Origin of the sequence: Streptomyces sp. NPDC093071 (genome assembly GCF_044754545.1) — a bacterium.
GTDB lineage: Bacteria > Actinomycetota > Actinomycetes > Streptomycetales > Streptomycetaceae > Streptomyces.
On sequence record NZ_JBIVPH010000002.1, the window covers coordinates 601,810 to 625,629 of the forward strand.

The following is a 23,820-nucleotide window of genomic DNA, read 5'->3' on the forward strand; positions in this document are numbered from 1 at the left end:
GGATGCCGGCGCCCACGGCGGTGGGGTGTGGGTGGCGCGTCGCACGGAGTCGGCTCCGTGCGACACGGGCCCGGCCACGCCGGACGACCGCGTGGGGTGCGGCCGTCCCCGTACCTCCGCCGGCTGGGGACCGCGGTGTACGGAACGGCGTCGCCGGACCGCCCAGAGCTTCGGTCAGGCGGGAGGAACCCAGCAATCCGTAGCACTACCCAAAGAGTGGGAGCGGGCGGCCCGCATTCCGTAGGTGGTGGACCCCTATTGCGGCCCCGGCCGTCCGGAGGGTAGACCACCTGCCCAGCGGGGCCGCGACGGACGGCGGTCTTCCGGGTGGCCGGTCGGCGAGAGGCGGAGCCGTGGAGAGACGTTCCTCCGGTACGGGGTCCCCGGGTGCGGGGCGCGGCGAAGGGGCGTCCCGCGGGGGCGGGTTCGTCGGGCGGGCCGAGGAGGCGCGGCGGCTGCGGGAGGCGCTGCGGGCGGGGCCGGGCCTCACCGTCGTCCGGGGGGAGGCGGGCGCGGGGACGTCCCGGCTGGTGGACGAGGTGCTCGGCCGGGCGGAGTTCGCGGAGTGGACGCAGCTGCGCGGGACGTGCCCCGACGCGGCGGACCCGGTGCCGCTCGGGCCCGTCGCCGACGCGCTGGCCGGGCTGCCGTACCGGCCCGCCCTCGCCGACCGGCCGCTGCCCACGGTGACCGGGGCGGTCGGCCTCCTCGTACCGGAACTGACCGACCGGCTGCCGCGCCCGCCCGCGTCGGCGGCCGATCCGGAGGTGCGGCGCGGGCTGCTGCCGCGTGCGGTCGGGGCGCTCCTCGCGGCGGTCGGGGACGCCGTGCTGGTCGTGGAGGACGTCCACCACGCGGACCCCGCGACCCTCGCCCTGCTCCAGCACCTGACGGGGGCGGTGCCGGCCGGGCTGAGGCTCGTCGTCACCGAGGACGCGGCGGCCGGGCTGCCGCTCCTCGGCGTCCGCGCCCCGGCGGGCGTACGGGTCGAGGAGATCGCCGTCCTGCCCTGGACGCCCGGGGAGACGGGCGAGTTCGTCCGCCACTGGCTCGACGCGCACCGGCCGGACCGGACGGACGAGCGGGAGGACCTCACCGCCCTCGTCCACGACCTGACCGGCGGACTCCCCTCGACCGCCGTGGAGTTGCTGCGGGACGCGGGGGAACTGCTGCGGGGACATGACTGGGAGGATGGCCTCCACCGGAGGGGCGGGGAGGCGGGGCCCTGGACGGGCGGGGCCGGTGGGGCGGCGGGGGGAGCCGGCCGGGGGGCGAGTCACCGGGACGGGGGCGACACGGCGGCGGAGTTGCGGGTCGGACGGGGCGAGCGGGTCGCGGGGGCCGTGTTCGGGGCCGTGTGCGAGGTCGGGGTGCCCGTACGGGTGGGGCGGGAGCTGGCACGGCGGTGCGGGCCGCTCGACGGGGACGCGCGGCGGATGGTCGAGGCGGCGGCCGTCCTCGGCCTCCCGGTGTCCATCGGGGTGCTCGCCGAGGTGGCGGACCTCGCGCCCGAGCGGGCCGAGGCGGCCGTGGACGCGTGCGTACGCCGGTCCGTGCTGCGGGCCGACGGGCCGTGTCCCGGCTTCCGGCACCCGCTGGACCGCCGGGCCGCGCTGGACCGCCTGTCCGGGCCCCGGCTCGCCCGGCTGAGCCTGCGCGCCGCCCGGGCCCTGCGCCGGGGCGGCGAGGGGCCGCCGCCGCTGGCCGAACTCGCCCGGCTGTACGCGGCGGCCGGACGGGTGCGCGAGGCCCTGCGCTGTCTCGTCACGGCCGCCGACCGGGCGGCCGCCACGGGCGACTACACCACCGCCACCCGCCTCTACACCCGGGCCGTCGCCGAGGACCCGCGCGCGGAGGGCCGGATCCGCACCGCCGCGAAACTGGCCCGCACCGCGCAACTGGCCCGCGCGGGCGAGCCGGTGGTGGCCGCCGTGCGGCGCGTGCTGGACGAGGACGACCCGCCGCCCCGGCTGCGCGGCGAGATCCGGCTGCACCTGAGCGTCGTCCTGCGCAACCAGAGTGGAGGCGCGCTCGACAGCCTCAACGAGGTCGCCCGCGCCGTCCCCGACCTGGAGGCGTCCGACCCGCAGACCGCCGCCCGCGCCATGGCGGTCGCCGCCATCCCCTCCATCAAGGGCTGGCACGTCGACCGCCACCGGGAGTGGCTGGAGCGCGGCGATGCGCTCGCCGACCGGGTCACCGACCCGGTCGCGCGGGCCGCCGTCGCCGCCAACCGCGCCACCGCCCTGATGCTGCTCGGCGACCCGCGGGCCTGGACCGCCGCCGAGGCGCTGCGCGGCCCGGCCGGGTCCGCGATGGAGGCCGCGCACCACGCCCGGGGCTGGACCAACCTGGCGCACGCGGCCAGCGCCCTCGGATACGGGGCGCGGGCCCGGGAGTTCCTGGGCCGGGCCACCGACGGGCTCGCGGACACCAGCAGTCCCTATCTGGAGGGGCTGATCCAGACCGCCCGTCTGGTGCTCGCCTGGCACGAGGGCCGCTGGCAGGGCCTGCACGCGGCCGCCGACCGCACCGCCCGGCTCTACCGGGAGATACCGGACCTGACCTCCGAGGCCATGCTGGTCCGGGGGCTGACCGCGCTGCACGTGCTCGGTGACGTCCCCCGGGCCCGCCACGACCTGGCGGAGGCCGCCCGTACGACCCGTTACGACACCGGGCTCATCCTCACCGCCTCCGCCGCCGCCACGGCCCGCGTCCATCTGGAGGCGGGACGGCCCGGGCGGGCGTGCGACGCCGTGGAGGAGGTGCTGCACCGCCTGGAGCGGACCGGCGGCTGGGTGTGGGCCGGGGAGGTGCTGCCCGTCGCCGTGGAGGCCCTGCACGGCAGCGGGCAGACCGCGCGGGCCCGCCGGCTCGTCGCCGACTTCGCCGCCGGGACCGCCGACAGCGACGCGCCCGCCGCCCGGGCCGCCCTCACCGTGTGCCGGGCGCTGCTCGCCGAGGCCGGGGGGCGGCCGGAGGAGGCCGTCGGCCTGCTGGCCGACGCGGAGGAGCGGTGGCGGCTGCTCGGCCGCCCCTTCGACGCGGCCCGGGCGGCGGAGGCCCGCGGACGCTGCCTCCTCGGCCTGCGGGGGGAGGCGGCGGCCGACGGGGTCCAGGAGGTGGTCGAGGTGTACGGACGGCTGGACGCCCGCTGGGACGTGGCCCGTTGCCGGCGGCTGTTGCGCCGCCACGCCATCGTCACCACCCACCGCCGCGGCCGCCTCGGCTACGGCGACCAGCTGTCCCCGCGCGAGCAGGAGGTGGCCCGGCTGGTCGTCCAGGGCCGCGCCAACCGGGACATCGCCGAGAGCCTGGTCCTCTCCACCCGGACCGTGGAGCACCACGTGGCCCGCATCATGCGGAAGCTGAACGCCTCGTCCAGGACCGACATCGCACGGGCGGGGTGGGGGGACGGCGGGGCGGAGACGCGGCGGCGGTAGGCGGCCGGAGAGCTCTGCGGCAGTCCGCCCGGAGGGGGTGTCGGACCCCTGTGGCAGGGTGGTTCGCGGGCGGGGGAACCGTCCTCAACCGGCCCCGGAGAACGCAGGGAGCAGCACGTGGACGACGCCGCCACCGGCACCGACCGCCGCCGCGCGGAGCGCGGGCGCTCGGACCTCGCCGTGCTCACGGCCTGGTGGCGGGGGCTCGGCGGCGACGGTTTCCTCGCGCTCCCGCCGCCGACCCGGAGCCGGTACACCCAGTCCGACGGCCACGAGGACGCCGCCGAACTCGCCGCGTCGCGGGGCCTGGCGACGCCGCTCTCCTTCGCGTACTGGCACTGGCAGTCCCACCGGCGGGCCTTCGACCGCTCCGGCGCCCTGACGGGCGAACTGCTGCTGCACTGGGGCGGCGACCACGGCACCGTCGCCGCCGGGCTCGGCGAGGGGCCCACCGGTTTCCGGATCGTCGGCAACGGGGCCGGGGGCGCCTTCGGTCTGGACCGGGTCACCGCCCGGGACGAGACGGGCCTGCCCGATCCGGCGGACCCCGACGGCGTACGGCAGTTCCTCGGCGCGCTCGACGAGCCGGTGGACCGCAGTGCCCCCTTCCTCCGGTACCGGCCGCTGTCCCCCGCCGAGGCAGCGTGGCTCCACGAGCGGCTGCGCGGCCCCCTGGTCCTCTCCGCCGCGGCCCGCTTCGCGGTCTCCCTGGAGCGGCGGGAGGGGCTCACGCCCGACGAGACGGAACGGCTGTTGCGGGCCTGGCGGGAGGAGTACGCGGGGCGGCCCGCGGAGTGGAGCGCCTGGCGGGAACTGCTCCACGCGCTGCTGCGCCACGGCTCCGAGGAGGCGTGGGAGGTCGTCGCGGACCTCGGGCCCCGGGCCGCCCCCGTCCTGGCCCGGGTGCCGTCCGAGCGGGGCCTGGCCGTCGTGCGGGAGGCCGCGCTCGCCGGTGACCGGGCCGCGGTCCACGCCTGGCTGGCGCTGCACCGCGCGCTCCGCGAGCCCGACGCGGTACGGGCCGCGGCCGCCCTCGCGGCCGAACTGGAGGCGCACGGCGCGCCGGAGGCCTCCTCGCGCGGCCTCCACCAGGCACTGGTCGGGGCCGTCACGAACGACTGGCGCCGGGAGACGGGCGCGGACCACCGGGCCGGCCTGTCCTGGTCCGCCCTGACGGCGGTCCGCCTCAGCACCGACGAGCGGCTGCCGCGCGCCCTGCGCGTCCTCGCCGCGGACGCGGCCCGCGACCGGGTGGGGCTCGTACGGGAGGAGGCGCTCCGGCCCGGTGGCGGCGCGTTCTCCGGCATCGGCGCCGACGACGTACTGGCCGCCGTGGACCGCTACGAGGCCGCCCGGGACGGGCTCCTGTCCGGCACCGGGCCCGATCTCACCGTCTCCGAGGGGGCGCTGGGCGACCTGTGGCACCGGTACCGGACGCTCACCGACGCCGACGTCCGCTGGCTGCGGGAACGGGTGGCCGATCCGGGGACGGATCTGCAGGGGCTCGGCTTCTGCCTCGAACTGCTCCTCGCCCACGGCCTGGCCGGGGAGGCCGAGGTCGAGGCGCTGCTGCCGCGCCGTCTGAAGGACCTCACCAAGAAGTACCGGACCACGTACACCGAATGGCGCCATCCGCTCGTCACCCTGACGTGCCTCGCCCTCGACCTGGGCCATCCGGCGGCGGGGAAGCTGGTCTCGTGGTGGAACGGGGCACGGCCGGTCTGGAAGGACGAGCTGCGGCTCCTCACCCACCTCGGCGCCCTCGACGAGGCCAAGGCCGCCGAACTGTGGGACGTCGTCACCTCGCCCGCCCACGACGTGGGGCAGCTGATGACCTGGGCCCTGGTCCGGGCCCGGCTCGACGGGGAGCACCCGCTGCTCGTCGCCGACCGGCTGCTCGGCACTCCCGGGATCCGCTCCCACACGCTGGAGCGGGTACTGATCGGCGTGGCCGACCCCGAGCAGCCGCTGTGGCACTACGCCGTCGACGGCCGCAGCCGGAGCTGGTGGCAGCGCGCCCTGGAGGTCGCCGAGCACCCCGGCCTCTCCCCCGGGGCCCGCGCGATCGGTCTGCGGGCCGCCCGCGCGCACTCCCTGGTCCGCCACCCGGACCGGGTGAGACCCGCGCCGACCGAGGGGGAACGGGCGGCGGCCCTGGCCTGGATCGAGCGGCACGCCGACGCCTGAGGCACACCGCCGCCTGGGGCACACCGCTCACGGGCCGGCCGGTCACCACGCCTCGGTGTCCGTCGAGGTGCGCTCCGCCGGTCGCGCGCCGCCGGACGCCCGCAGCCTCGCCGCCACGAGCGGCAGGACGAGTACGGAGAGCATCGCCGCGCCGACCAGCGCGGCCGCCTCCTCCCCGTCGATGAACTCCTGGTCCACCCCGATGGTGGTGATCGCGACGACGAGCGGCAGGCACGTGGCGGCGTAGAAGGCCAGCGCCGACCGGTCGGACAGGCCGAGGTCGCGGGGCGCGAGGAAGTACACGGGCAGGCCCCGCACGACGAGGAACAGCAGCAGGAAGACCGGGACGAGCGCGAGCGTCCCGGGACTCCCCAGGAGTTCGTCGAGCCGGAACTCGATGCCGGTGACCACGAAGAACAGGGGCACGAGGAAGCCGAAGCCGATCGCCTCCACCTTGCCGAGGATCTCGGCGCTGCTCTCCGGTGCCGCAGCGTCGAGCACGAGCCGGGTGAGCACGCCCGCCGCGAAGGCGCCGAGGAGCACGTCGAGGCCGAACGCCTCCGACAGGCCCAGCATCGCCGCGAGCAGCAGCATGACGAAGCGGACGGCGAACTGACCGCTGCTGTGGAGCGTCTTGACCATCAGGCGCGACAGCCACGGGGCCGGGGGCCGCATCGCCAGGACCACCGCCCCGGCGGTGATCAGCCCGAACGCGACGAGGACGGCCGCGGACTCCGCCGGTCTGCGGCCGCTCAGGAGCAGCGCCATGGCGATCACGGGTCCGAACTCGCCCACCGCGCCGAACGCCATCGTCACGTCCCCGAAGCGGCCCTTCAGTTCCCCGGCGTCCTTGAGGACGGGGAGCACGGTGCCCAGCGCGGTGCTGGTCAGCGCCGTGCCGACGACGAGGCCCGCGGAGACGTCCCCGCCGCTCAGCAGCAGTGCGATGCCCAGGCCTGCGGCCAGGGAGACCAGCCACGCCCCCAGCGAGCGGCGCAGGAGTCCGCCCCGTACGTTCGCGAACTCGATCTCGTATCCGGCGAGGAAGATGAGCATCGACAGGCCGAGCTGGGACAGGACGTCGATCACCTCGTCCGAGCGCGCCCACCCGAGGACGTCCGGGCCGATGACGATGCCCAGGACGATCTCGAAGACGACCAGGGGAACGCGGACCCGGCGGGAGACGCCGTCCGCGAGCAGGGGCGCGAGGACCGCGACGGACATGATCAGGAGGAGGGTGACGGCGGAAGGCACGTTCGGTGTTTAACACGCGGTGGACGGATCGCCGGTGAGGCCGTTCCGGAGGGGCCCGTGGGCTCACGCCGAAGGCGGCGGTGGCGTGGCGGGCGTGTCCGCGCCCAGGAACTCCACGACCGCGAGGGCGAGGAGGAGTGCGAGGGCGAGACCGGCCACCACCCAGCCGGTGGGGTGGGGCCAGAAGACGTAGGCGGCGAGTGCCGCCACGACCGGTGCCCGGGCGATCCAGGTGCGGTGATGGCGGACGAAGGGCCCCACCGGTCCCGTGCGCAGGCCGAAGCGGTCGGCCGTGGCGCGGGACGCGCCGATGCCCGAGGTCCACAGGCCCCGGACGAGCACGGCCCGGCGGCCCGGTCCGGTGAGCCAGGCGGCCAGGGCCACGACGAGGCCCAGGGCGACGGCCGCCCTGACCATGGTGGAGAGCAGCCCGGTCAGGGTGTCGTAGACCGCCCCGACGGCTTCCGGGGAGACCCCGGCGGGCAGGGCGTCGAGGGAGAAGGAGCGGAGGACGCGCAGCCCGATGCCGAGCAGTCCGGTCGTGACGGCCACCGCCAGGGCTCCCGTGACCAGGGCCCTGCGCCGTCGGCGGGCGAGGAGGACGCCGCCGGCCACCAGGAGGACCGCGAGGACCGGCAGCCAGTTCCCGGCGATCTGGAGGAGCCGTACGCCGGTTTTGACCTTGCCGACGTCGTCGGACCGGACGAGCGTGAAGTCGGTGTGGATCTCCGGGATCCGCGCGGCGAACCCCATGCCCTGGTCCACGAGGCGCTGCTTCACCTGTTCGACGACGGGGGCGAGGTCGAGGGTGACCGTGTCGTCCTCGACGCGGACCGCGCCGCCGCCGCTTCCGGTGAGGGCCTTGTCCACGGAGGCGTGGACCGTGCGGTTGGCCTCCGTCCAGAAGGTCTCGAAGGCGTCCGAGCCGGTGACCTCCCGCGCCCTGTCGTGGACGAAGGCGCGGACCGCCCCTTCCAGGGAGTCGCCCAGCGCGCCCAGCGCCTTCTCCAGGCGCGGCCGTTCCTCGGGGGCGGCGCCGGACAGCAGGGTCGCCAGGTCGATGCGCTCCATGAGCGCGTCGGTGACCCGGTCGGCGGCGGCGTCCTGGACGGCCGGGTCCGAGGCGAGCGGGGCGACGGTCGCGACGTAGCGGTCGGTGTCGCCCACCACGTCGGCCGCCCAGGCGGCGACGATCCCGAGGGGCGCGAGCACACAGCCGAGGACGATCAGGACGGCGCCCAGGAAGGACTTCGCGCGGTGCTTCGGGGGCTCGGTCCGCCGCGCTTCGAGCACCGCCACACGGGCGCGGAGTTCCTGGAGCTCCGCCGGTCCGCCGGCCCCCGCGGCCGATCCTTCGTCCGGCACCGGCGCCTCCTCGTTCGTGACGGTCGCCCCCGTCCCAGCCGACCTCCGTTTCGCCGGGGGCGCGAGCGGGAGTGGTCCGGTCGGGGGGCGGGTCGTGCGGGTGGCTCAGTCGTCGTGGAGTGCGGTGGCGAGGAAGTCGACGGCGAGTTTGCGGGCGACGTTGGCGGCGCGGGTGTCGCGGAGGCTGTCGAGGAGGAGGAAGTCGTGGACCATGCCGGCCACGCGGACGGAGGTGACGTCCACACCCGCTTCGCGGAGTTTGTTGGCGTACTTCTCGCCCTCGTCGCGCAGGACGTCGGCCTCGTCGGTGATGACCAGGGTGGTGGGCAGGCCCTTGAGCTGGTCCAGGGTGGCCCGGAGGGGGGAGGCGTGGTGTTCGGCGCGCTGGGCGGGGTCGGTGGTGTAGGCGTCCCAGAACCACTTCATGCCGTCGCGGGTGAGGTAGTAGCCCTCGGCGAACTGGTGGTAGGAGGGGGTGTCGAAGTCGGCGTCGGCGACCGGGTAGAGCAGGCACTGGGCCTTGAGGTCGATGCCGCCGCGTTCCTTGTTCATCAGCGCGAAGACGGCCGACATGCAGCCGCCGACGGATTCGCCGGTGACCGCGATGCGCGAGGTGTCCAGGCCGTGTTCGGCGCCGTGTTCCAGGACCCACTGGCCCACCGCGTAGTTCTGTTCGACCTGGGTGGGGTACTTCGCCTCCGGTGCCCGGTCGTAGACGGGGAAGACGCCCGCCGCGCCGGCGCCGACGGCGAGTTCGCGGAAGAGGCGGTCGTGGGTCTTGTCGTCGCCGAAGACCCAGCCCGCGCCGTGGATGTAGAAGACCACCGGCAGGGGTCCGGTCACGCCCTTGGGGCGGATGATGCGGGTGCGGACCGTGCCCCACTCCCCCGCGTCCACCTCGACCCACTCCTCGTCCACCTCCGGACGCGGCACGCTCGCGTCGCTCTGCAGGCCCAGCAGGATGTCACGGCCCTTCTCCGGGGGGACCTCGTAGATCCGCGGATGCGGGTCCGTCGCCTCGCACAACTCCTTCGCGGCCGGTTCGAGATAGGGGGTGATCGGAGGGGGAAGGTCGGTCATGTCCGCTCCCTGTCGCGGGCACACGGGTGCCCTGTTCGCGCGGCCCCGACGGCCGCGACCGTCGCACGCGCCTGGCCCAGGCGCGGCAGTGCCTGGTCCCATCCTTTGGTGACCGTTTGGCCGTCGCAACCCGGCCGTGCGGTCTGCCGGACGTGCGCGTCGGCGCGCGTCCGGCACCGGTCGACACGACAACTTTTCGGAGACTCCCGGGGGCCCGGAGCGCGCCCGGGACCGCCTGCCGGGTGCGCAGGAGCGGTGCGGGGGGGCCGGGCTGCCGTACGGCCGGGCCGACGCCCGCGCAGAAGAGGCGGGCGGCCGGGGCGCGGACCGCGTCCTCGTCGTGGAGCGCCCCGATGCCGGGCAGGCTCCGGGAGAAGACCTCGAACAGCGCGTTCGGCGCCCCTTCCTCCGGCGTCGCGCGTTCCTCCGCCGCCGCGAGCAGGAGCAGGAGGGCCGGGCGCTCGCGCGCCACGACCACCGCCGCCGTGAGCAGCCGGTCGAGGACCGTCCCGGGCGCCGGGGAGTCCGGGCGGGGACGGGCGTACGGTGCCCGCTCCGCGCCCGGCGCTTGCGCCGTACGGGCGCGGGCGCGCCGGGCGCCGGGCCGTTCCCGGAGGGGCATCTCCTCCTCCGCGCCCCGTACCGGTGCCGTCCGCCCGGAGGGCCGGGGGCGCGGCCCTCACGCCTCCGGCAGGGTGATCTCCCTCTTGAGGATCTTGCCGCTCGGGCCCAGCGGGAGCTTGTCCACGAGCCACACCCCGCGCGGGTACTTGTAGGCCGCCACGCGCTCCTTGACGTACTCCCGCAGCTCCTCGGCGGTGGCCCGCGCGCCGGGGCGGAGCACGACCGCGGCCGCGACCTCCTCGCCCAGTTCGGCGTGCGGGACGCCCACCACGGCGGCCAGGGCGACGGCGGGGTGCTCGTGCAGGACCTCTTCGATCTCGCGCGGGTAGACGTTGTAGCCGCCGCGGATGATCATGTCCTTCTTGCGGTCGACGACGTACAGGTAACCGTCCTCGTCCGCCCGGGCGAGGTCGCCGGTGCGCAGCCAACCGTCGGGGACGGCGGCCTCGGTCTCCTCGGGACGGTTCCAGTACCCCTTCATCACGTTCGGTCCCCGGACGGCCAGTTCGCCGATCTCGCCCGGGGTCACGTCCCGGCCGCCGTCGTCCACGAGGCGCACCTCGACGTCCCGGATGGGGGTGCCGATGGAGCCGGCCTTGCGCGGGCGGTCGGGGTGGTTGAACGTCACCACCGGGCTGGTCTCGGACATGCCGAAGCCCTCCAGGACCGGACATCCGAACCGCCGCTCGAATCCGTGGAGGATCTCCACCGGCAGCGAGGCGCCGCCGGAGATGCACATCCGCAGCGTCGAGACGTCGGCCTCGGACGGGTGCTGGAGCAGCGCCGCGTACATGGTCGGGACGCCCTCGAAGACGGTGGCCCGCTCGCGGGCGACGGCCTCCAGGACGGCTCCCGGCTCGAAGCGGGGGATCAGGACGAGGGAGGCGCCGCTGCGGACGGCCGCGCTCATGGTGCAGATCTGCCCGAAGATGTGGAACAGGGGCAGGCAGCCCACGACCACGTCCTCGGGGATCATCCGCTGGATCTCGACGCCGTTGACCTCGGTGTTGTGCCGCAGGCCCGCGTGGGTGAGGACGGCGCCCTTGGGGCGGCCGGTGGTGCCGGAGGTGTACAGCAGGACGGCCATGTCCTCGCCGTCCGCGTCGGCGACGCCGGGCAGCGGCTCGTGCCCGGCCAGGGCCGCGGCGAACGCGGCGGGTTCGACGGCGGTGTGCCGCACTCCCGCGGCGGCGGCGCCCTTCGCGCCCTCGCCCGGCGCCTGGTGCCATTCGAAGAGGAGCACGGCGCCGGAGTCGGCGAGGTGGAACTCGGTCTCCCTGGTCTTCAGGAGCGGGTTCATCGGGACGACGACCGCCCCGGCGCGCAGCACTCCGTAGTACAGGACGACGAACTCGGGGACGTTGGGCAGCATCAGGGCGACCCGGTCGCCCGGCCGTACGCCCTCGGCCCTGAGCAGGGCGGCGGCGCGGGCGCTGTGCTCGTCCAGCTCCGCGTAGGTGAGGACCCGCTCCCCCAGGCGCAGTGCGGGGCGCTCGGGCTGCCGCCCGGCCGTCTCCACGAGGAACCCTGCCAGATTGGCCATGACCCGCCTCCGTTACACGCGATCACCAGATGTTTACATCGTCGACATCTTGTCGCCGTCCGGCGGCACGTCCTATGGCGTGCGCGACAGCAGTCGGCCCCCCGGATTGTCCGCCGCGACAAAAGGGGGCGGCTAAGCTGCGGTCATGGACCTTTCGGGCGTGGTCGCGGCGCTTCGTTCGAGGCTTCCCGAACTGGCCGGGAGGATGGCGCTGCGCATCCGCGCGGAGGTCGACGCCTACCAGGACGAGACGCTGATCCCCCTGGACTCGCTGCGGGCCTCCTGCTCCGCCAACGCGGACTTCGTGCTGACGCACCTCCGCCGCAAGGGCGCCCCGGACCCGGAGGCGGCCCGTGAGACCGGCCGGGCCAGGGCGGAGCAGGGTGTCCCGCTGGCCGACACCCTGCGCGCGTACCGCATCGGCTCGGAGCTGCTGTGGACGGAGATCGTCGCGGAGGCGCGCACGCGTCCGGAGGTGTCGGACGACCTGCTGGTGTCGGAGTCCGCCGACTTCTGGGCGCTGTTCGGCCTGTACGCGGAGGCGGTGGCGGGTGCCTACCGGGAGACGGCCGCCGAGCTGACCTCGCGGGGACGGGCACGGCGTTCCGCCCTGGTGGAGGCGCTGTTCACGGGCGTGTTCACCGACCGCACCCTGTGGGAGGCGGCCCGGGAGCTGGGGCTGCCCGAGCAGGGGCCGTACGCCGTCGCCGTCGCGGAGGCCGGCGCCCCGGGCGAGGAGCCCCTCGCGGGCGTGGAGGCGACGCTGCTCCGGGCGGAGCTGCCTTCCGCCTGGAGGTCGCTGCCGGACCAGCGGCTCGCCCTGATCGCGCTGCCCACCGCCTCGGCGGAGAGCACCTGTCTCCGGGTCCTGCGGCGAAGCCGCGCCCGGGTGGGGGTCAGCCCGTCCTTCCCCTCGCTGCGGGGCGCCCCGCAGAACCTGCGCTTCGCGCGCCTGGCCCTGTCCGGGCTGCCGGGCACCGGTCCTGGCGTGGCCCGGTTCGACGACGACCCGCTGGCGATGGTCGTCGCCGCGGCGCCCGCCGAGGCGGCCCGTCTGGTGGAGGTGACGCTGCGGCCGGTGCTCGACCTGCCGGCCGCGGAACGGTCCCGCCTGCTGCGGACCCTGGAGCACTGGTTCGCCTCCGGCGGCTCGGCCGACGCCACGGCCCGGAGCCTCTTCGTCCACCCCAACACCGTCCGCTATCGCCTCCGGCGCGTCGAGGAGCTGACGGGCCGGCCGCTCTCCGATCCGCGCGCGGCGGCGGCCGTCGGCGCGGCGCTCCTGGCGGTACGGGACCGGGGGACGGGCCTCGCGGAACGGCCGACGGACACGGGCTGATCCGGGGGCGGGGGCGGATGCGGGTGCGGATACGGGTCCGATTTCAGGTCCGGGCCCGGGGCCGGGTCCTGCCCGGTCCGGGCTCGCGCGCCCGGGGACGGGGCGTGCGGCGAAGGCGTCCGGCCGCCCGGGGTCACGCGCTTCCGTCGTTCACGAGCAGGATCTTGCCGAGGTGGCCGCCCGCTTCCAGGAGGCGGTGGCCCTCGGCGGCGTCGGCCATGGGGACGGTCCGCTCGACGAGCAGCTTCACGGTGCCGTCCTCGATCATGGGCCAGACGTTCTCCCGTACCGCGGCCACGACCTCGGCCTTGTACTCCTTCGTACGCGTCCGGAGCGTCGTCCCGTGGACCGAGGCCCGCTTGAACACGATCTCCGCGAGGTCCAGCCGCCCTTCGAGGCCCTTCTGCAGGCCGATGACGACCAGGCGCCCGTCCACGGCGAGCGACCGGACGTTGCGCTCCAGGTAGTCGCCGCCCACGACGTCGAGGATCACGTCGTAGGGGCCGTGCTCGGCGAAGTCCTCGGTGCGGTAGTCGATCGCCACGTCGGCGCCCAGCTCCCGGGCCTGCGCGGCCTTCTCCGGGCCGCCCACGGTGGTGACGACGCGGGCGCCCAGGGCCTCGGCGATCTGGATCGCCATCGTGCCGACGCCACCGGCGCCGCCGTGCACGAGGAGGGTCTCGCCCGCCTTCAGTCCGGCGGTCATGACGAGGTTGGACCAGACCGTGGCGGTGACCTCGGGCAGGCCCGCCGCCTCGGCCAGGCCGGTCCCCTTCGGTACGGGCAGCAGTTGCCCGGCGGGGACGGCGACCTTCTGCGCGTAACCGCCGCCGGTCAGCAGGGCGCAGACCTCGTCGCCCACCTTCCAGTCCGTGACGCCCTCGCCGACCGCGCCGATGCGGCCGGAGACTTCGAGGCCCGGGTACGGCGACCAGCCGGGCTGCAGGGGGTAGAGCCCCCAGCGCTGCATGACGTCCGCCCGGTTCAGGGCGCCGGCGACCACGTCGACGACGACCTCGCCGGGAGCGGGTGTCGGGTCCTCGACCTCGATCCACTCCAGTACCTCGGGACCACCGTGTTCCCTGATCGATACGGCCTTCATGACGACTCCTTTCCTCTTCCCTACGGGAAAGCCAGAATGTTTACGCTACACACATTACGTCTTGAAGTATGCAGCGTCAACATGCAGACATCGGAGGTCGGCGGGGCGGCCGAGGTCTCGCCGCGCACGGTCACGGCCGCCGCGAGGAGTACGGTCAGCCGGCCCCGGAGGCGCCCTGGATCGTCAGCAGGATCCCCGGCTCGCGGTCGCGGACCGCCTTCGCGGCGTCCACGAAGGAGGCGACGAGCGGGTTCGGCCGGTCCGCGCGGTGGGCCACGGCGAGGACCGACCCCGGGTGGTCCTCGATCGTGAGGAACCGGACCCCGGGGTGGGGCGAGTAGCGGCGGGCCGCCGCGGGGGTGATGCTGCAGGCCATCCCGGCGGCGACGACCTCCACCTCCTCGCTCTGGGAGTGCGTCTCGACGAGGTTCCGCGCACGTTTGCCGCCGCGATGGGCCGCCAGGGTCCAGAAGTCGCGCCAGACGCCGTCGTCCGTACGGCCGACGGCGATCGTCTCGTCGAGGAGGTCCGCCACGCGGACCCGGTCGCGGGCGCCCAGGGGGTGCGCCGTGCTCACCCCGACGACACAGGGCTCGGTGAACAGCGGCGCGACCACCAGACCGTGGGTGGAGCTGGGGAGCCGGATGAACGCGACGTCGGTGGTGGCGCCGGCCAGACCGGCGGACGGGTCGGCGAAGCCGAACTCGTGCAGTTCGACCCGGGCTTCGGGCCGGCGGGCGGTGAACTCGCCCAGGATGGGCGTGGTCAGTTCGAGCGCGGCGCCGACGACGAAGCCCACCCTCAGCGCGGCCCGCTCCCCCTGCCCCACCCGCCGCGTCTCGGCCACGCCCCGGTCGAAGCGGGCGAGCACCTCACGGGCGGCGGCCAGGAACACCTCCCCCGCCGGAGTGAGCTCCACCCTGCGGGAGGTGCGCCGCAGCAGCGGCGTCCCGAGCTCGGCCTCCAGCTCGGCGATCTGCTTGCTCAGCGACTGCTGGGCGACGAAGAGCTTCGCGGCGGCACGCGTGAAGTGCAGCTCCTCGGCCAACACGACGTAGCAACGCAGTCGGCGCAGGTTCATATCCACAGTCCCCGGATTGTAGATCGCGCCGAGATGAGTGTTTCACCTCACACCCGGTCCGCCGCCACCATGAGCCATTCGCAGGTGGCACGGGGCCGGGCCCGGGCGGCGGGAGCGGTCCGCTCTCCGGTGGCCCGAGATTCAGGAGGACGAGGGATGAAGAGGAAGACCGTTCCGGCGGGCACCTGGACCAACTGGGCGGGCGACGAATCCTGTACGCCCCGCCAAATTCTCCAGCCCGGCTCGGTGGACGAGGTCGCCGCCGTGACCGCGCGGGCGGCCGCCGAGGGCCGGACCGTCCGGGTCGTCGGAGCGGGCCACTCCTTCAACGACCAGGTCTGCACCGACGGCCTGCTGCTGAACCTGGACCGGATCAGCGGTCTGCGGCACGTGGACGCCGGGGCGGGGCTCGTGACGGTCGGCGCGGGCACCCGCCTGGCCGATCTGAACCTCCAGCTCGCGCGCCACGGCCTCGCCCTGCCCAACCTCGGGGACATCGACCGGCAGAGCCTCGCGGGCGCCCTGTCCACCGGCACCCACGGGACGGGCCGGAAGCTGGGCAACCTCGCCACCCAGATCGAGGCCCTGGACCTCGTCCTGGCCGACGGCACCGTCCTGACCTGCACCGAGGACGATCCCGAGGTCCTGCGGGCGGCTCGGGTGAGCCTCGGGGCGCTCGGCGTCATCACCGGCTACACCCTGCGCGTCGTCCCGGCCTTCGCCCTGCGCGCCGAGACCGGGACGATGCCGCTCGACCGGACGCTCGACCGCCTGGACGAACTGGTCGACGGCAACGACCACTTCGAGTTCTTCCTGTTCCCGCACGCCGAAGCCGCCCTGGTGAAGCGGAACAACCGCACCGACGAGCCCGTCCGGCCGCCGCGCGAAACGGCCAGGAGGATCACCGAGTTCGCCGAGAACGGCGTCTTCGAAGCCGCCTGCCGGGCGGGCCGCCGCTTCCCGTCCCGGATCCCGGCCCTGAACCGGGCCGTCACCCGGCTCATGACCCCCTCGCGGTACGTCGACCAGAGCCACCGGGTCTTCGCCAGCAGGCGTTCGGTCCGGTTCACCGAGATGGAGTGGGCCGTGCCGCGCGCCGCCTGCGCCGAGGTCGTCCGGGAGATCCGGCGGGCGATCGACCGCGACCGGCCGGCCGTGGGCTTCCCGATCGAGGTGCGGTTCGTGGCCCCCGACGAGCTGTCCCACCTCAGTCCGGCCTACGGGCGCGAGACCGCGTACCTCGCCGTCCACATGTACCGGGGGATGCCCTGGGAGCCGTACTTCCGCGCCGTCCAGGACATCGCCCTCGCCTTCGGGGGCCGGCCGCACTGGGGCAAGCGGCACCTGATGGAGGCGGAGGGGCTCGCCGCCCGCTACCCCGCGTGGGACCGGTTCCAGACGGTCCGCGCGCGGCTCGACCCCCGGGGCACCTTCACCAACGCCCACCTGCGCCGCGTGCTCGGCCCCGTCGGGGACCCGGACACCGCGTCGTCGCCCGCCGGCACCGGCACCGGCGGCCGGGCTCCGGAGGAGCGGTAGGGGTCGCCGTCAGGGCCGGGGGCCGCCGGTGCGCCTACCGTCATGCGCGTCATGGCGCGGTACCGCTCCGCGAGCTCCTGCGGAGAGTACGCGCCCCCGGCGCGGTACCACTGCGAGACGCCCGTGCACATGGTGCCGACCGCCCGGCCCGCCTCGCGCGCTCCCTCGCTACCAAACCCTCGCGTTCGGGGAACGAATCCGTCGGGTACCGCCCCGGCAGCAGCCGTCGCGGACCTTGCCGTGGAAGCCCGGTGACAGCTCGTCCACGGGGTCATTCCTCTCGCACGAAGTCGGCTTCCGCCCGTTCTTCGTCGCGTTCGGCCTGGGCCCGGGCGTACAGCTCGCGCACGAACCCGCGGGCGTCCTCGGGAGAGATGCCGGGGCCGAGCCGGAGCAGCCGGTCCGTCCAGGGGTCGAGGGGGTCGCCGGGGTCGTTCATGGGGGGCCTCCCGGTGGGCCGGGGCCGTCCGCCCGTCCGCCGGCGGCGGACCGCGGGGCGGCCGTCCCCGTGCGTACCGCTCTTCGTTCTCCTCCCCATGGTCCCCGCCCGCCGTACGGGTGCAACCCGGCGTCGGGGCCGCCCGGCGGGCCGGCGAGGTGCGGCCGGTCATCGCTTCCTTCCCAGGAGCGGGTGGGTGCGGGACACGGCCCTGGCGACGAGGGCGAAGGAGCGGGAGGTGTGCGGGGCCTTCCGGGCAGGGGGCTGTTTTTCGTAGGAGGGCTGCTCGTACGGGGGCTTCTCGTACGGGGCGCGGCCGGGGGCCGGCCGGCGGACGGGCTTCAGTGGGCCTTCGCCGTCGCGGTGACGTCGGCGACGAGGCGTTCGGCGAGGGGTCCGGAGGACGGCGGGTTCTGCCCGGTGTAGAGGTTCCGGTCGACGACCACGTACGGCCGCAGGGGCAGACGGGCCTTGGAGTACTCCGCGCCGCTCTCCCGCAACCGGTCCTCAAGGAGCCAGATCGCCTTGCGGCCGAAGCTGTTGAGCTTCTCCTCCAGGTTGGAGAGGCCCGTCATCCGGTAGCCGGTGAACGGCCAGGACCCGTCCTCGTCCGTCGCTGCGAACGCCGCCGCCGGCGCGTGGCACAGCAGCGCCAGCGGCTTGCCCGAGGCCAGGAACCGGGTCAGCAGCGCGCCGGAGACCGGGTCGACCGCCAGGTCCTCCATCGGACCGTGCCCGCCGGGGTAGAACACCACGTCGAAGTCGTCCGGATCGATCTCCTCCAGCGGCCGGGGGCTGTTCAGCTCGTCCCGGATCGACTCCAGATACGCGGCCACCTCGCGCAGCTTCGACGGCCACCCGGCCGTCTTCGACATGCTCAGCCGGTCCAGCGTCGGGACCTTCCCGCCCGGCGTCGCGAGGGTGATCTCCCACTCCGCCGCCGAGAAGACCTTGTGGGGCACGGCCAGTTCCTCGCCCCAGAATCCCGACGGATGGACCTCCCCGTCCCGCAAGGTCCACCGGTCGGCCGCGGACACGACGAACAACACCCTGGTCACCACGGACCCTCCTCCTGCCGCAACGGATTCATCGACGTTCCGATGGGCGCATCAACCGATAGGGGCGCAAAGGGCTCTCCCCATCATCCGCCCCGGACCGGGCACGGGCGACCGGTCACGGTCGGGCCCTCAGGTCACCGTGGCCGACATCGTGGCGACGGCGGGCCTCTCCCAGCGCAGCTTCTTCCGCCGCTTCGGCGGCAAGGAGGACGTCGTCTTCGGCGACCGCGTCCCGACCGCCGAAGAGGTCCTGGAGGAACTGCTCACGCACCTCGCCGGAAGCCCCGCGCGGGACGCCCTGCGAGCGCGCTACCTCGGGAAGCATCCGGCCTGGACCGGCGCCCTCGTACCCGAGATCGCGACCCGGATCGATCCTGGCGGCCCCGGCGGCCCCGACGGCGGCCTGAAGGCGCAGACGATGGTCAACACCGCGCCGAGCCGCTTCGACGTCGCCGTCACGCGGCGGGCCGACGGCGAAGCGGACCGGTCCCTCGTCTCCCTCGTGGACGACGTGTTCGGGTTCGTGCGGATCCCCCGCGCCTGACCGGGTGGGCCGCCCGGGCCCTACGCCCCCGCCGCCGCTCCCGACCGCTCCGCGTCACCGCCCGCCTCCGTGCCGCGCCGCTGCCGCAGTACCGCCGCGAGCATGGTGACCAGGACGCCGACGACTGCCCAGGCCGAGAGGACCAGCAGGGCGGAGGTCATGCCGTTGCCGTGGAAGTACGAGAGGGAGCGGGCCGCCCAGGTGCCCGCGCCCGGTGGCAGGGCGGGGCCGATCGCCTCCCAGAACGGCGGCAGCATCGGCGCGGGGAAGGCGCCGCCCGCGCTCGGATTGCCCGCGATGACGACGAGCAGGATCGCCAGGCCGATCCCGATGACGCCGAAGAGCCCCTGGAGGGCGAGCGTGGCGGCGCCCACGGCGAAGATCAGCAGCGTGCCCAGCCCCCACAGCGCCCACACGCTGCCCGGCAGGGCGCCCAGGATCGGTCCGACGATGACCGCGCCGCCGAGGCCTCCGGCGAGCGCGACCAGGGTCATCGTGCCCAGACGGGTCGCCGCGCGGGTCGGATTGGCCGGGCGGGCTCCGGCGCTGATCGCCAGGATCGACGCGCACAGATAGGCGCCGACGCACCAGCCGATGACCAGGTAGAACGAGGACAGGCCGTTGAAGTCGTGCGGGGAGGCCGGGGCCACGTCCACCGTGCGCACGGTGCGCCCCTGGCTCTTGTCCACGGTGGCGATCAGGGTGCCGAGGGCGAGGGAGAGGGCCCTGCCGCCGCCCGAGGCCACCAGCAGCGTGTCGGTGGTCCCGGCCGGGTTCACCACCAGCGCGCCGTAGATGTCCCGGTTGATGATCTGGTCGCGCGCCGTCCGCTCGTCGGGCAGCGCGCGCGGGTCCAGCGGCGAGCCGGGCAGCCCGTCCAGGCGGGCCACCGTCTGCCCGGCCACGGCCTGCGGCGCCACCACGCCGAGGGCCACGTCCTTGAGCCGGGGCTCGTGCAGCGCGCCCACGTAGGAGGCGACGAAAAGCAGCTGGAGGGCGATCACTCCGATCACCAGCAACGTCGCCCTCGGGGTGACGGCGTCCTTCACCTCGGACAGGGTGCTCTGTTTCATGGCCTCCACGGTCCGGGACGCCGGGTTCCCGCGCAGGCGGGAGACGCCCGAATGGCTGTCGGCGCGCCCGGGGCGCCCCGGCGGCCGGACGCGGGACCGCCCGCCTGCGACGCAGCCCACACCCCTCGATGTTTACGTTGATTACATCGCCGCGCTAATGTGAGTGGTGCACACATCGTAGGCGATCACGACGGAAGAGAGAATCCACATGACCAGCGAGCTGTTCTCGCCCCTGCCCCTGCGCTCCGGTCAGGAGCTGAAGAACCGAATCGCGAAGGCGGCCATGGAGGAGAACATGGCCGGTGGCGGCCAGGTCCCCGACGAGCGGTTGTTCACGCTGTACCGGCGCTGGGCCGCCGGCGGCACGGGGCTGCTGATCACCGGCAACGTCATGGTCCACGCCGAGGCCCTGACCGGCCCCGGAGGCGTCGTGCTCGACGAGCACGCTCCCCTGGAGCCGTTCACCGCCTGGGCGAAGGCCGGCAAGTCCGGCGGCGGCGCGATATGGATGCAGATCAACCACCCCGGCCGCCAGGTCGCCTCCGACATGCCCGGCGTGGCGTGGGGCCCGACCGACATCGGCGTCAGTCTGGGCAGGCACAGCGGCCGCTTCGGCCGCCCCACCGCCATGACCCCGCGACAGATCGAGGAGACCGTGGCGCGGTACGCGGTGACCGCGCGCCGCGCCGAGGAGGCCGGCTTCGACGGCGTCGAGGTCCACGCCGCCCACGGCTACCTGCTCTCGCAGTTCCTCTCCCCCCTGGTCAACAAGCGCACCGACCAGTGGGGCGGATCCCTGGAGAACCGCGCGCGGATGCTCCTCGACATCGTCCGCGCGGTCCGCGCCGCCGTCTCCCCCTCCTTCGCCGTCGCGGTCAAGCTCAACTCCGCCGACTTCCAGCGCGGCGGCTTCGACGCCGACGACGCCCGCCAGGTCATCGGGATGCTCGAACCCCTCGGCGTCGACCTCGTCGAACTCTCCGGCGGCAGCTACGAGAGCCCCGCCATGACCGGCCGCTCCGCCGACAGCCGGACCCGGGCGCGCGAGGCGTACTTCCTCGACCTCGCCAAGGACCTCGTCAGGACCAGCCCGCTCCCCCTCATGCTCACCGGCGGCATCACCAGGCGCGCCACCGCCGAGAGGGTGCTCGACAGCGGCGTGGCCGTCGTCGGCATGGGCACCGCCCTCGCCGTCACCCCCGACCTGCCCGACCGCTGGCGCCGGGACCGCGAGGCCGACCGGCAGATACGGCCGGTGACCTGGTCCGACAAGGCCCTCGCCTCCGCCGCGAGCATGGCCCAGGTCCGGCACCAGATGCGCCGCCTCGCCCGGGGGAGCAGCCCCCGGCCCGGCACCCACCCGGCCATCGCTCTGGTCTCCGAACAGCTCAAGCAGCGCAAGGCCCTGCGCGGCTACCGCGCCTGGCTGGCCGGGCCCCGGAAGGCCGCCTGAGCGACCCCGGCCCCGTAGTTGACACCGCAAACATGACCTTTTACCGTCATGTATGCGCCGCTTACATAAGAGTGAGGAAGCCTCGTGTCTTCAAACCAGCCCTGTCTTCGGACCGGTCCCCGTCTTCGGGCCGGCCCCTGCCCTCCGGTTCGCAGGACACCGTCAAGGTCGACCTCGGAGGCCGTGAGGTCACCGTCCCCAAGGGGGGCCTGTACGACCGCTACCGCATGGCCCCCGACCTCGACGCGATCGCCCGCGACCCCCGGGTCGGCGGTGTGGACTTCTTCCGGCGGATGCCGAAGGTCAAGGTCGACTCGCCGATCGGCCCCACGCTCACCCCGAACTTCTACTACGCCGTCTCGACCGCCCGGCTCACGATGCTCGCGCCGTCCCGCGCGATCCGCGCCCGGCTGCCCGAGGAGCTCTCCCCGCTGGAGGTCGCGCCCGGACTCGGCCTGGTCTCGGTCATGTTCTTCCGCTACGACGTGGCCGACATCGACTTCTACACCGAGGCGGCCGTGGGCATCGCCGTGAAGCCCGCCCGGCACGGCGGGCTCGGCTTCTTCGACCTCGTCTCCGGCCTGAAGAACGAGCACCTGCACTCCTACGTCCTGTCCCTGCCGGTGAACTCGGAGATCGCCCAGGTCCGGGGCCACGACGGCTACGGCTTCCCCAAGTGGGTCACCGACCTCGACGTCTCCATCGACCACCACCGGACGACCGCGCGGGTCGCCAACGACTCCGGCGGGGTCGACATGGCGCTCCTGGCGAGCACCCCGAAGCAGACCGCCCACCCGAGCGGCGAGCGGGTCGGCTCGCTCACCTCGTACACGACGATCGACGGCGCCTGGCACTCCACCCTGAACCAGACCCACGTGCTGAACGCCGGGACGACGCGCGGCACCGGCGGCGTCATCCTCCAGCTCGGCGAGGGCCGCATGTCCGACGACCTGCGCTCGCTCAAGCCGAAGCGGACCATCCAGTTCGACGTGATGACCGAGGGTCAGGCCGCCCTGCACATGCCGGTGCCCACCTCGGTCCGGAGCCGCGTCAAGTAACACGCAGGAACAATCAGCGAAGGAGCCCCGCCATGGTCACCACCCACGCCCGCCCGACGGCCGCCCGCGGCCCGAACCTCCCCCCGTCCCTCACCCCGGACTTCCTCCAGCGGCTGACCGCCCGGGTCTCGGCCGCGCCGAACGCCGCCCGGGTCACCACCAGCGCGCCCTACACCGGCGTTCCCCTGGCCGACCTCCCGGTCTCCACCCCGGGAGACGTCGAGGCCGCGTTCGCCCGCGGCCGCACCGCGCAGAAGACCTGGGCCGCCACGCCGATCGCGGAGCGCAAGAGGATCCTGCTGCGCTACCACGACCTGGTGCTCGCCCGTCAGGACGAGGCGCTCGACCTGATGCAGGCCGAGAACGGCAAGACCCGGCGCGACGCGTTCCTCGAAGTCGTCGACATCGGCGTCGTCTCCCGCTACTACGCGCGCAACGCCGCCAAGCACCTGAGCCCCAAGCGGCGGCGCGGCGCGATCCCGCTGCTCACCCACACCACCGAGCTGCGCCACCCCAAGGGCGTGGTCACCGTCATCTCGCCGTGGAACTACCCGCTGAGCATGGCCGCCGGCGACACCATCGCCGCCCTGACGGCCGGCAACGCCGTCGTGCAGAAGCCCGACACCCAGACCGCGCTCACCGCCCTGTGGTCGATGGACCTGATGTACGAGGCGGGCCTGCCCGAGGGCGTGTGGCAGATGGTGATCGGCCGGGGCGGCTCCCTCGGCGGCGCGCTGATGGACAACGCCGACTACATGATGTTCACCGGCTCCACGGCCACCGGGCGCCAGATCGCGAGCGACGCCGGCCGGCGGCTGATCGGCGCCTCCCTCGAACTCGGCGGCAAGAACGCCATGATCGTCCTGGACGACGCCGACATCGAGAAGGCCGCCGACGGCGCGGTGGCCGCCTGCTTCCCCTCCGCCGGGCAGCTGTGCGTCTCCATCGAGCGCCTGTACGTGGCCGAGTCCGTCCGGGACGCGTTCGTCGCCGCGTTCGTCGCCCGTACCCAGAGGCTCGAGATCGGCGCGGCGTACGACTACGGCGTCGACGTCGGCAGCCTCACGACCCCGGCCCAGCTCAAGACGGTCACCGAGCACGTCGACGACGCCGTGGCCAAGGGCGCCACCGTCCTGGCCGGCGGCAAGGCGCGCCCCGACCTCGGTCCCCTCTTCTACGAGCCGACGATCCTCACCGACGTCACGCCCGACATGACGCTGCACTCCCACGAGACCTTCGGTCCCGTCGTCTCCGTCTACACCTACCGGGACGTCGACGACGCGGTCGAGCGGGCGAACGCCACGGCCTACGGGCTCAACGCCAGCGTCTGGTCGCGGAACGGGGCCCGGGGCCGGGCCGTCGCCGCCCGCGTCCATGCCGGGACCGTCAACGTCAACGAGGCCTTCGCCGCCGCCTGGGGAAGCGTCGACGCCCCGATGGGGGGCATGGGCGACTCCGGGCTCGGCCGGCGTCACGGCGCCGAAGGCCTCCTCAAGTACACCGAGCCCCAGACCGTCGCCCACCAGCGCGTCCAGGGCTTCACCCCGCCGGCCCGCATCGGTCCCGAGACCTGGGCCGCCCTCCTGACCGGAGCGCTCAAGGTCCTCAAGGCGGCCGGCGTCCGCTGAACGGCGGCCG

The 23,820-nt window shown here is 74.5% G+C and carries 17 protein-coding genes and 1 pseudogene; 8 read left to right on the top strand and 10 right to left on the bottom strand.

All coding sequences use genetic code 11. The features are described 5' to 3' along the window. Positions 1–353 precede the first annotated feature (353 nt). Positions 354–3,443 carry an ATP-binding protein gene (locus ACIQD7_RS08530; RefSeq protein WP_402440691.1) on the top strand — a complete coding sequence of 1,030 codons (3,090 nt, stop codon included), beginning with the start codon at positions 354–356 and terminating at the stop codon, positions 3,441–3,443. A 117-nt stretch (positions 3,444–3,560) separates the two neighbouring features. Next, positions 3,561–5,630 (top strand): hypothetical protein, encoded by a 2,070-nt coding sequence (locus ACIQD7_RS08535; RefSeq protein ID WP_402440693.1) that lies wholly within the window; start codon positions 3,561–3,563, stop codon positions 5,628–5,630. A 42-nt stretch (positions 5,631–5,672) separates the two neighbouring features. Here the strand turns inward: ACIQD7_RS08535 and ACIQD7_RS08540 are convergent, their stop codons facing one another. The 4 genes from ACIQD7_RS08540 to ACIQD7_RS08555 form a co-directional block, all read right to left on the bottom strand. Beyond that, positions 5,673–6,854 (bottom strand): cation:proton antiporter, encoded by a 1,182-nt coding sequence (locus tag ACIQD7_RS08540; protein WP_402441379.1) that lies wholly within the window; start codon positions 6,852–6,854, stop codon positions 5,673–5,675. 93 nt (positions 6,855–6,947) lie between these two features. Further along, on the bottom strand, positions 6,948–8,249 hold the full coding sequence (locus ACIQD7_RS08545; protein WP_402440695.1) for a hypothetical protein: 1,302 nt from the start codon (positions 8,247–8,249) through the stop codon (positions 6,948–6,950). A 105-nt stretch (positions 8,250–8,354) separates the two neighbouring features. Further along, entirely contained in the window at positions 8,355–9,329 is a 975-nt protein-coding gene (locus ACIQD7_RS08550) for an alpha/beta hydrolase (protein WP_402440697.1), read from the bottom strand. Positions 9,330–10,008: 679 nt separating this feature from the next. Further along, the gene (locus ACIQD7_RS08555; protein WP_402440699.1) at positions 10,009–11,496 is read right to left on the bottom strand and encodes a long-chain fatty acid--CoA ligase; all 1,488 of its coding nucleotides are present in this window, start codon (positions 11,494–11,496) and stop codon (positions 10,009–10,011) included. A gap of 145 nt (positions 11,497–11,641) precedes the next feature. Between ACIQD7_RS08555 and ACIQD7_RS08560 the strand changes: the two genes are divergently transcribed. Continuing rightward, positions 11,642–12,835 (top strand): PucR family transcriptional regulator, encoded by a 1,194-nt coding sequence (locus tag ACIQD7_RS08560; protein ID WP_402440701.1) that lies wholly within the window; start codon positions 11,642–11,644, stop codon positions 12,833–12,835. 133 nt (positions 12,836–12,968) lie between these two features. Here the strand turns inward: ACIQD7_RS08560 and ACIQD7_RS08565 are convergent, their stop codons facing one another. Beyond that, positions 12,969–13,937: an NAD(P)H-quinone oxidoreductase gene (locus tag ACIQD7_RS08565; RefSeq protein WP_402440703.1), complete on the bottom strand. Its 969-nt coding sequence runs from the start codon at positions 13,935–13,937 to the stop codon at positions 12,969–12,971. Positions 13,938–14,091: 154 nt separating this feature from the next. Beyond that, complete coding sequence (locus ACIQD7_RS08570) at positions 14,092–15,018, bottom strand: LysR family transcriptional regulator (RefSeq protein WP_402440705.1); 927 nt, start codon at positions 15,016–15,018, stop codon at positions 14,092–14,094. A 156-nt stretch (positions 15,019–15,174) separates the two neighbouring features. Between ACIQD7_RS08570 and ACIQD7_RS08575 the strand changes: the two genes are divergently transcribed. Further along, positions 15,175–16,557, top strand: coding sequence for a D-arabinono-1,4-lactone oxidase (locus ACIQD7_RS08575; protein ID WP_402440707.1), 1,383 nt, complete (start codon positions 15,175–15,177; stop codon positions 16,555–16,557). Between the two features lie 59 nt (positions 16,558–16,616). Here ACIQD7_RS08575 and ACIQD7_RS08580 read toward each other — a convergent pair. The 3 genes and pseudogenes from ACIQD7_RS08580 to ACIQD7_RS08590 all read right to left on the bottom strand — a co-directional run. Next, positions 16,617–16,832, bottom strand: a pseudogene (locus ACIQD7_RS08580) (hypothetical protein); the annotation flags it as partial. Further along, a complete protein-coding gene (locus tag ACIQD7_RS08585) occupies positions 16,829–16,996 on the bottom strand; it encodes a hypothetical protein (protein WP_402440710.1) in 168 nt (55 codons plus the stop codon). The gene ACIQD7_RS08585 and the pseudogene ACIQD7_RS08580, both read right to left, overlap by 4 nt. 341 nt (positions 16,997–17,337) lie before the next feature. Then, positions 17,338–18,054, bottom strand: a complete 717-nt coding sequence (locus tag ACIQD7_RS08590) for a type 1 glutamine amidotransferase domain-containing protein (protein ID WP_402440712.1) — start codon at positions 18,052–18,054, stop codon at positions 17,338–17,340. A gap of 139 nt (positions 18,055–18,193) precedes the next feature. On the opposite strand from ACIQD7_RS08590, the gene ACIQD7_RS08595 reads away from it, so the two are divergent. Beyond that, positions 18,194–18,598, top strand: a complete 405-nt coding sequence (locus tag ACIQD7_RS08595) for a hypothetical protein (RefSeq protein ID WP_402440714.1) — start codon at positions 18,194–18,196, stop codon at positions 18,596–18,598. Between the two features lie 20 nt (positions 18,599–18,618). Here ACIQD7_RS08595 and ACIQD7_RS08600 read toward each other — a convergent pair whose 3' ends face one another. Then, positions 18,619–19,671, bottom strand: coding sequence for a DUF3533 domain-containing protein (locus tag ACIQD7_RS08600; RefSeq protein WP_402440716.1), 1,053 nt, complete (start codon positions 19,669–19,671; stop codon positions 18,619–18,621). 208 nt (positions 19,672–19,879) lie between these two features. Here ACIQD7_RS08600 and ACIQD7_RS08605 point away from each other — a divergent pair, with 208 nt between their 5' ends. From ACIQD7_RS08605 to ACIQD7_RS08615, 3 genes are all read left to right on the top strand, one after another. After that, positions 19,880–21,124 carry an NADH:flavin oxidoreductase/NADH oxidase family protein gene (locus ACIQD7_RS08605; protein WP_402440718.1) on the top strand — a complete coding sequence of 415 codons (1,245 nt, stop codon included), beginning with the start codon at positions 19,880–19,882 and terminating at the stop codon, positions 21,122–21,124. A 71-nt stretch (positions 21,125–21,195) separates the two neighbouring features. Continuing rightward, positions 21,196–22,182, top strand: coding sequence for an acetoacetate decarboxylase family protein (locus ACIQD7_RS08610; protein ID WP_402440720.1), 987 nt, complete (start codon positions 21,196–21,198; stop codon positions 22,180–22,182). A gap of 32 nt (positions 22,183–22,214) precedes the next feature. Continuing rightward, on the top strand, positions 22,215–23,810 hold the full coding sequence (locus ACIQD7_RS08615) for a succinic semialdehyde dehydrogenase (RefSeq protein WP_402440722.1): 1,596 nt from the start codon (positions 22,215–22,217) through the stop codon (positions 23,808–23,810). Positions 23,811–23,820 lie beyond the last annotated feature (10 nt).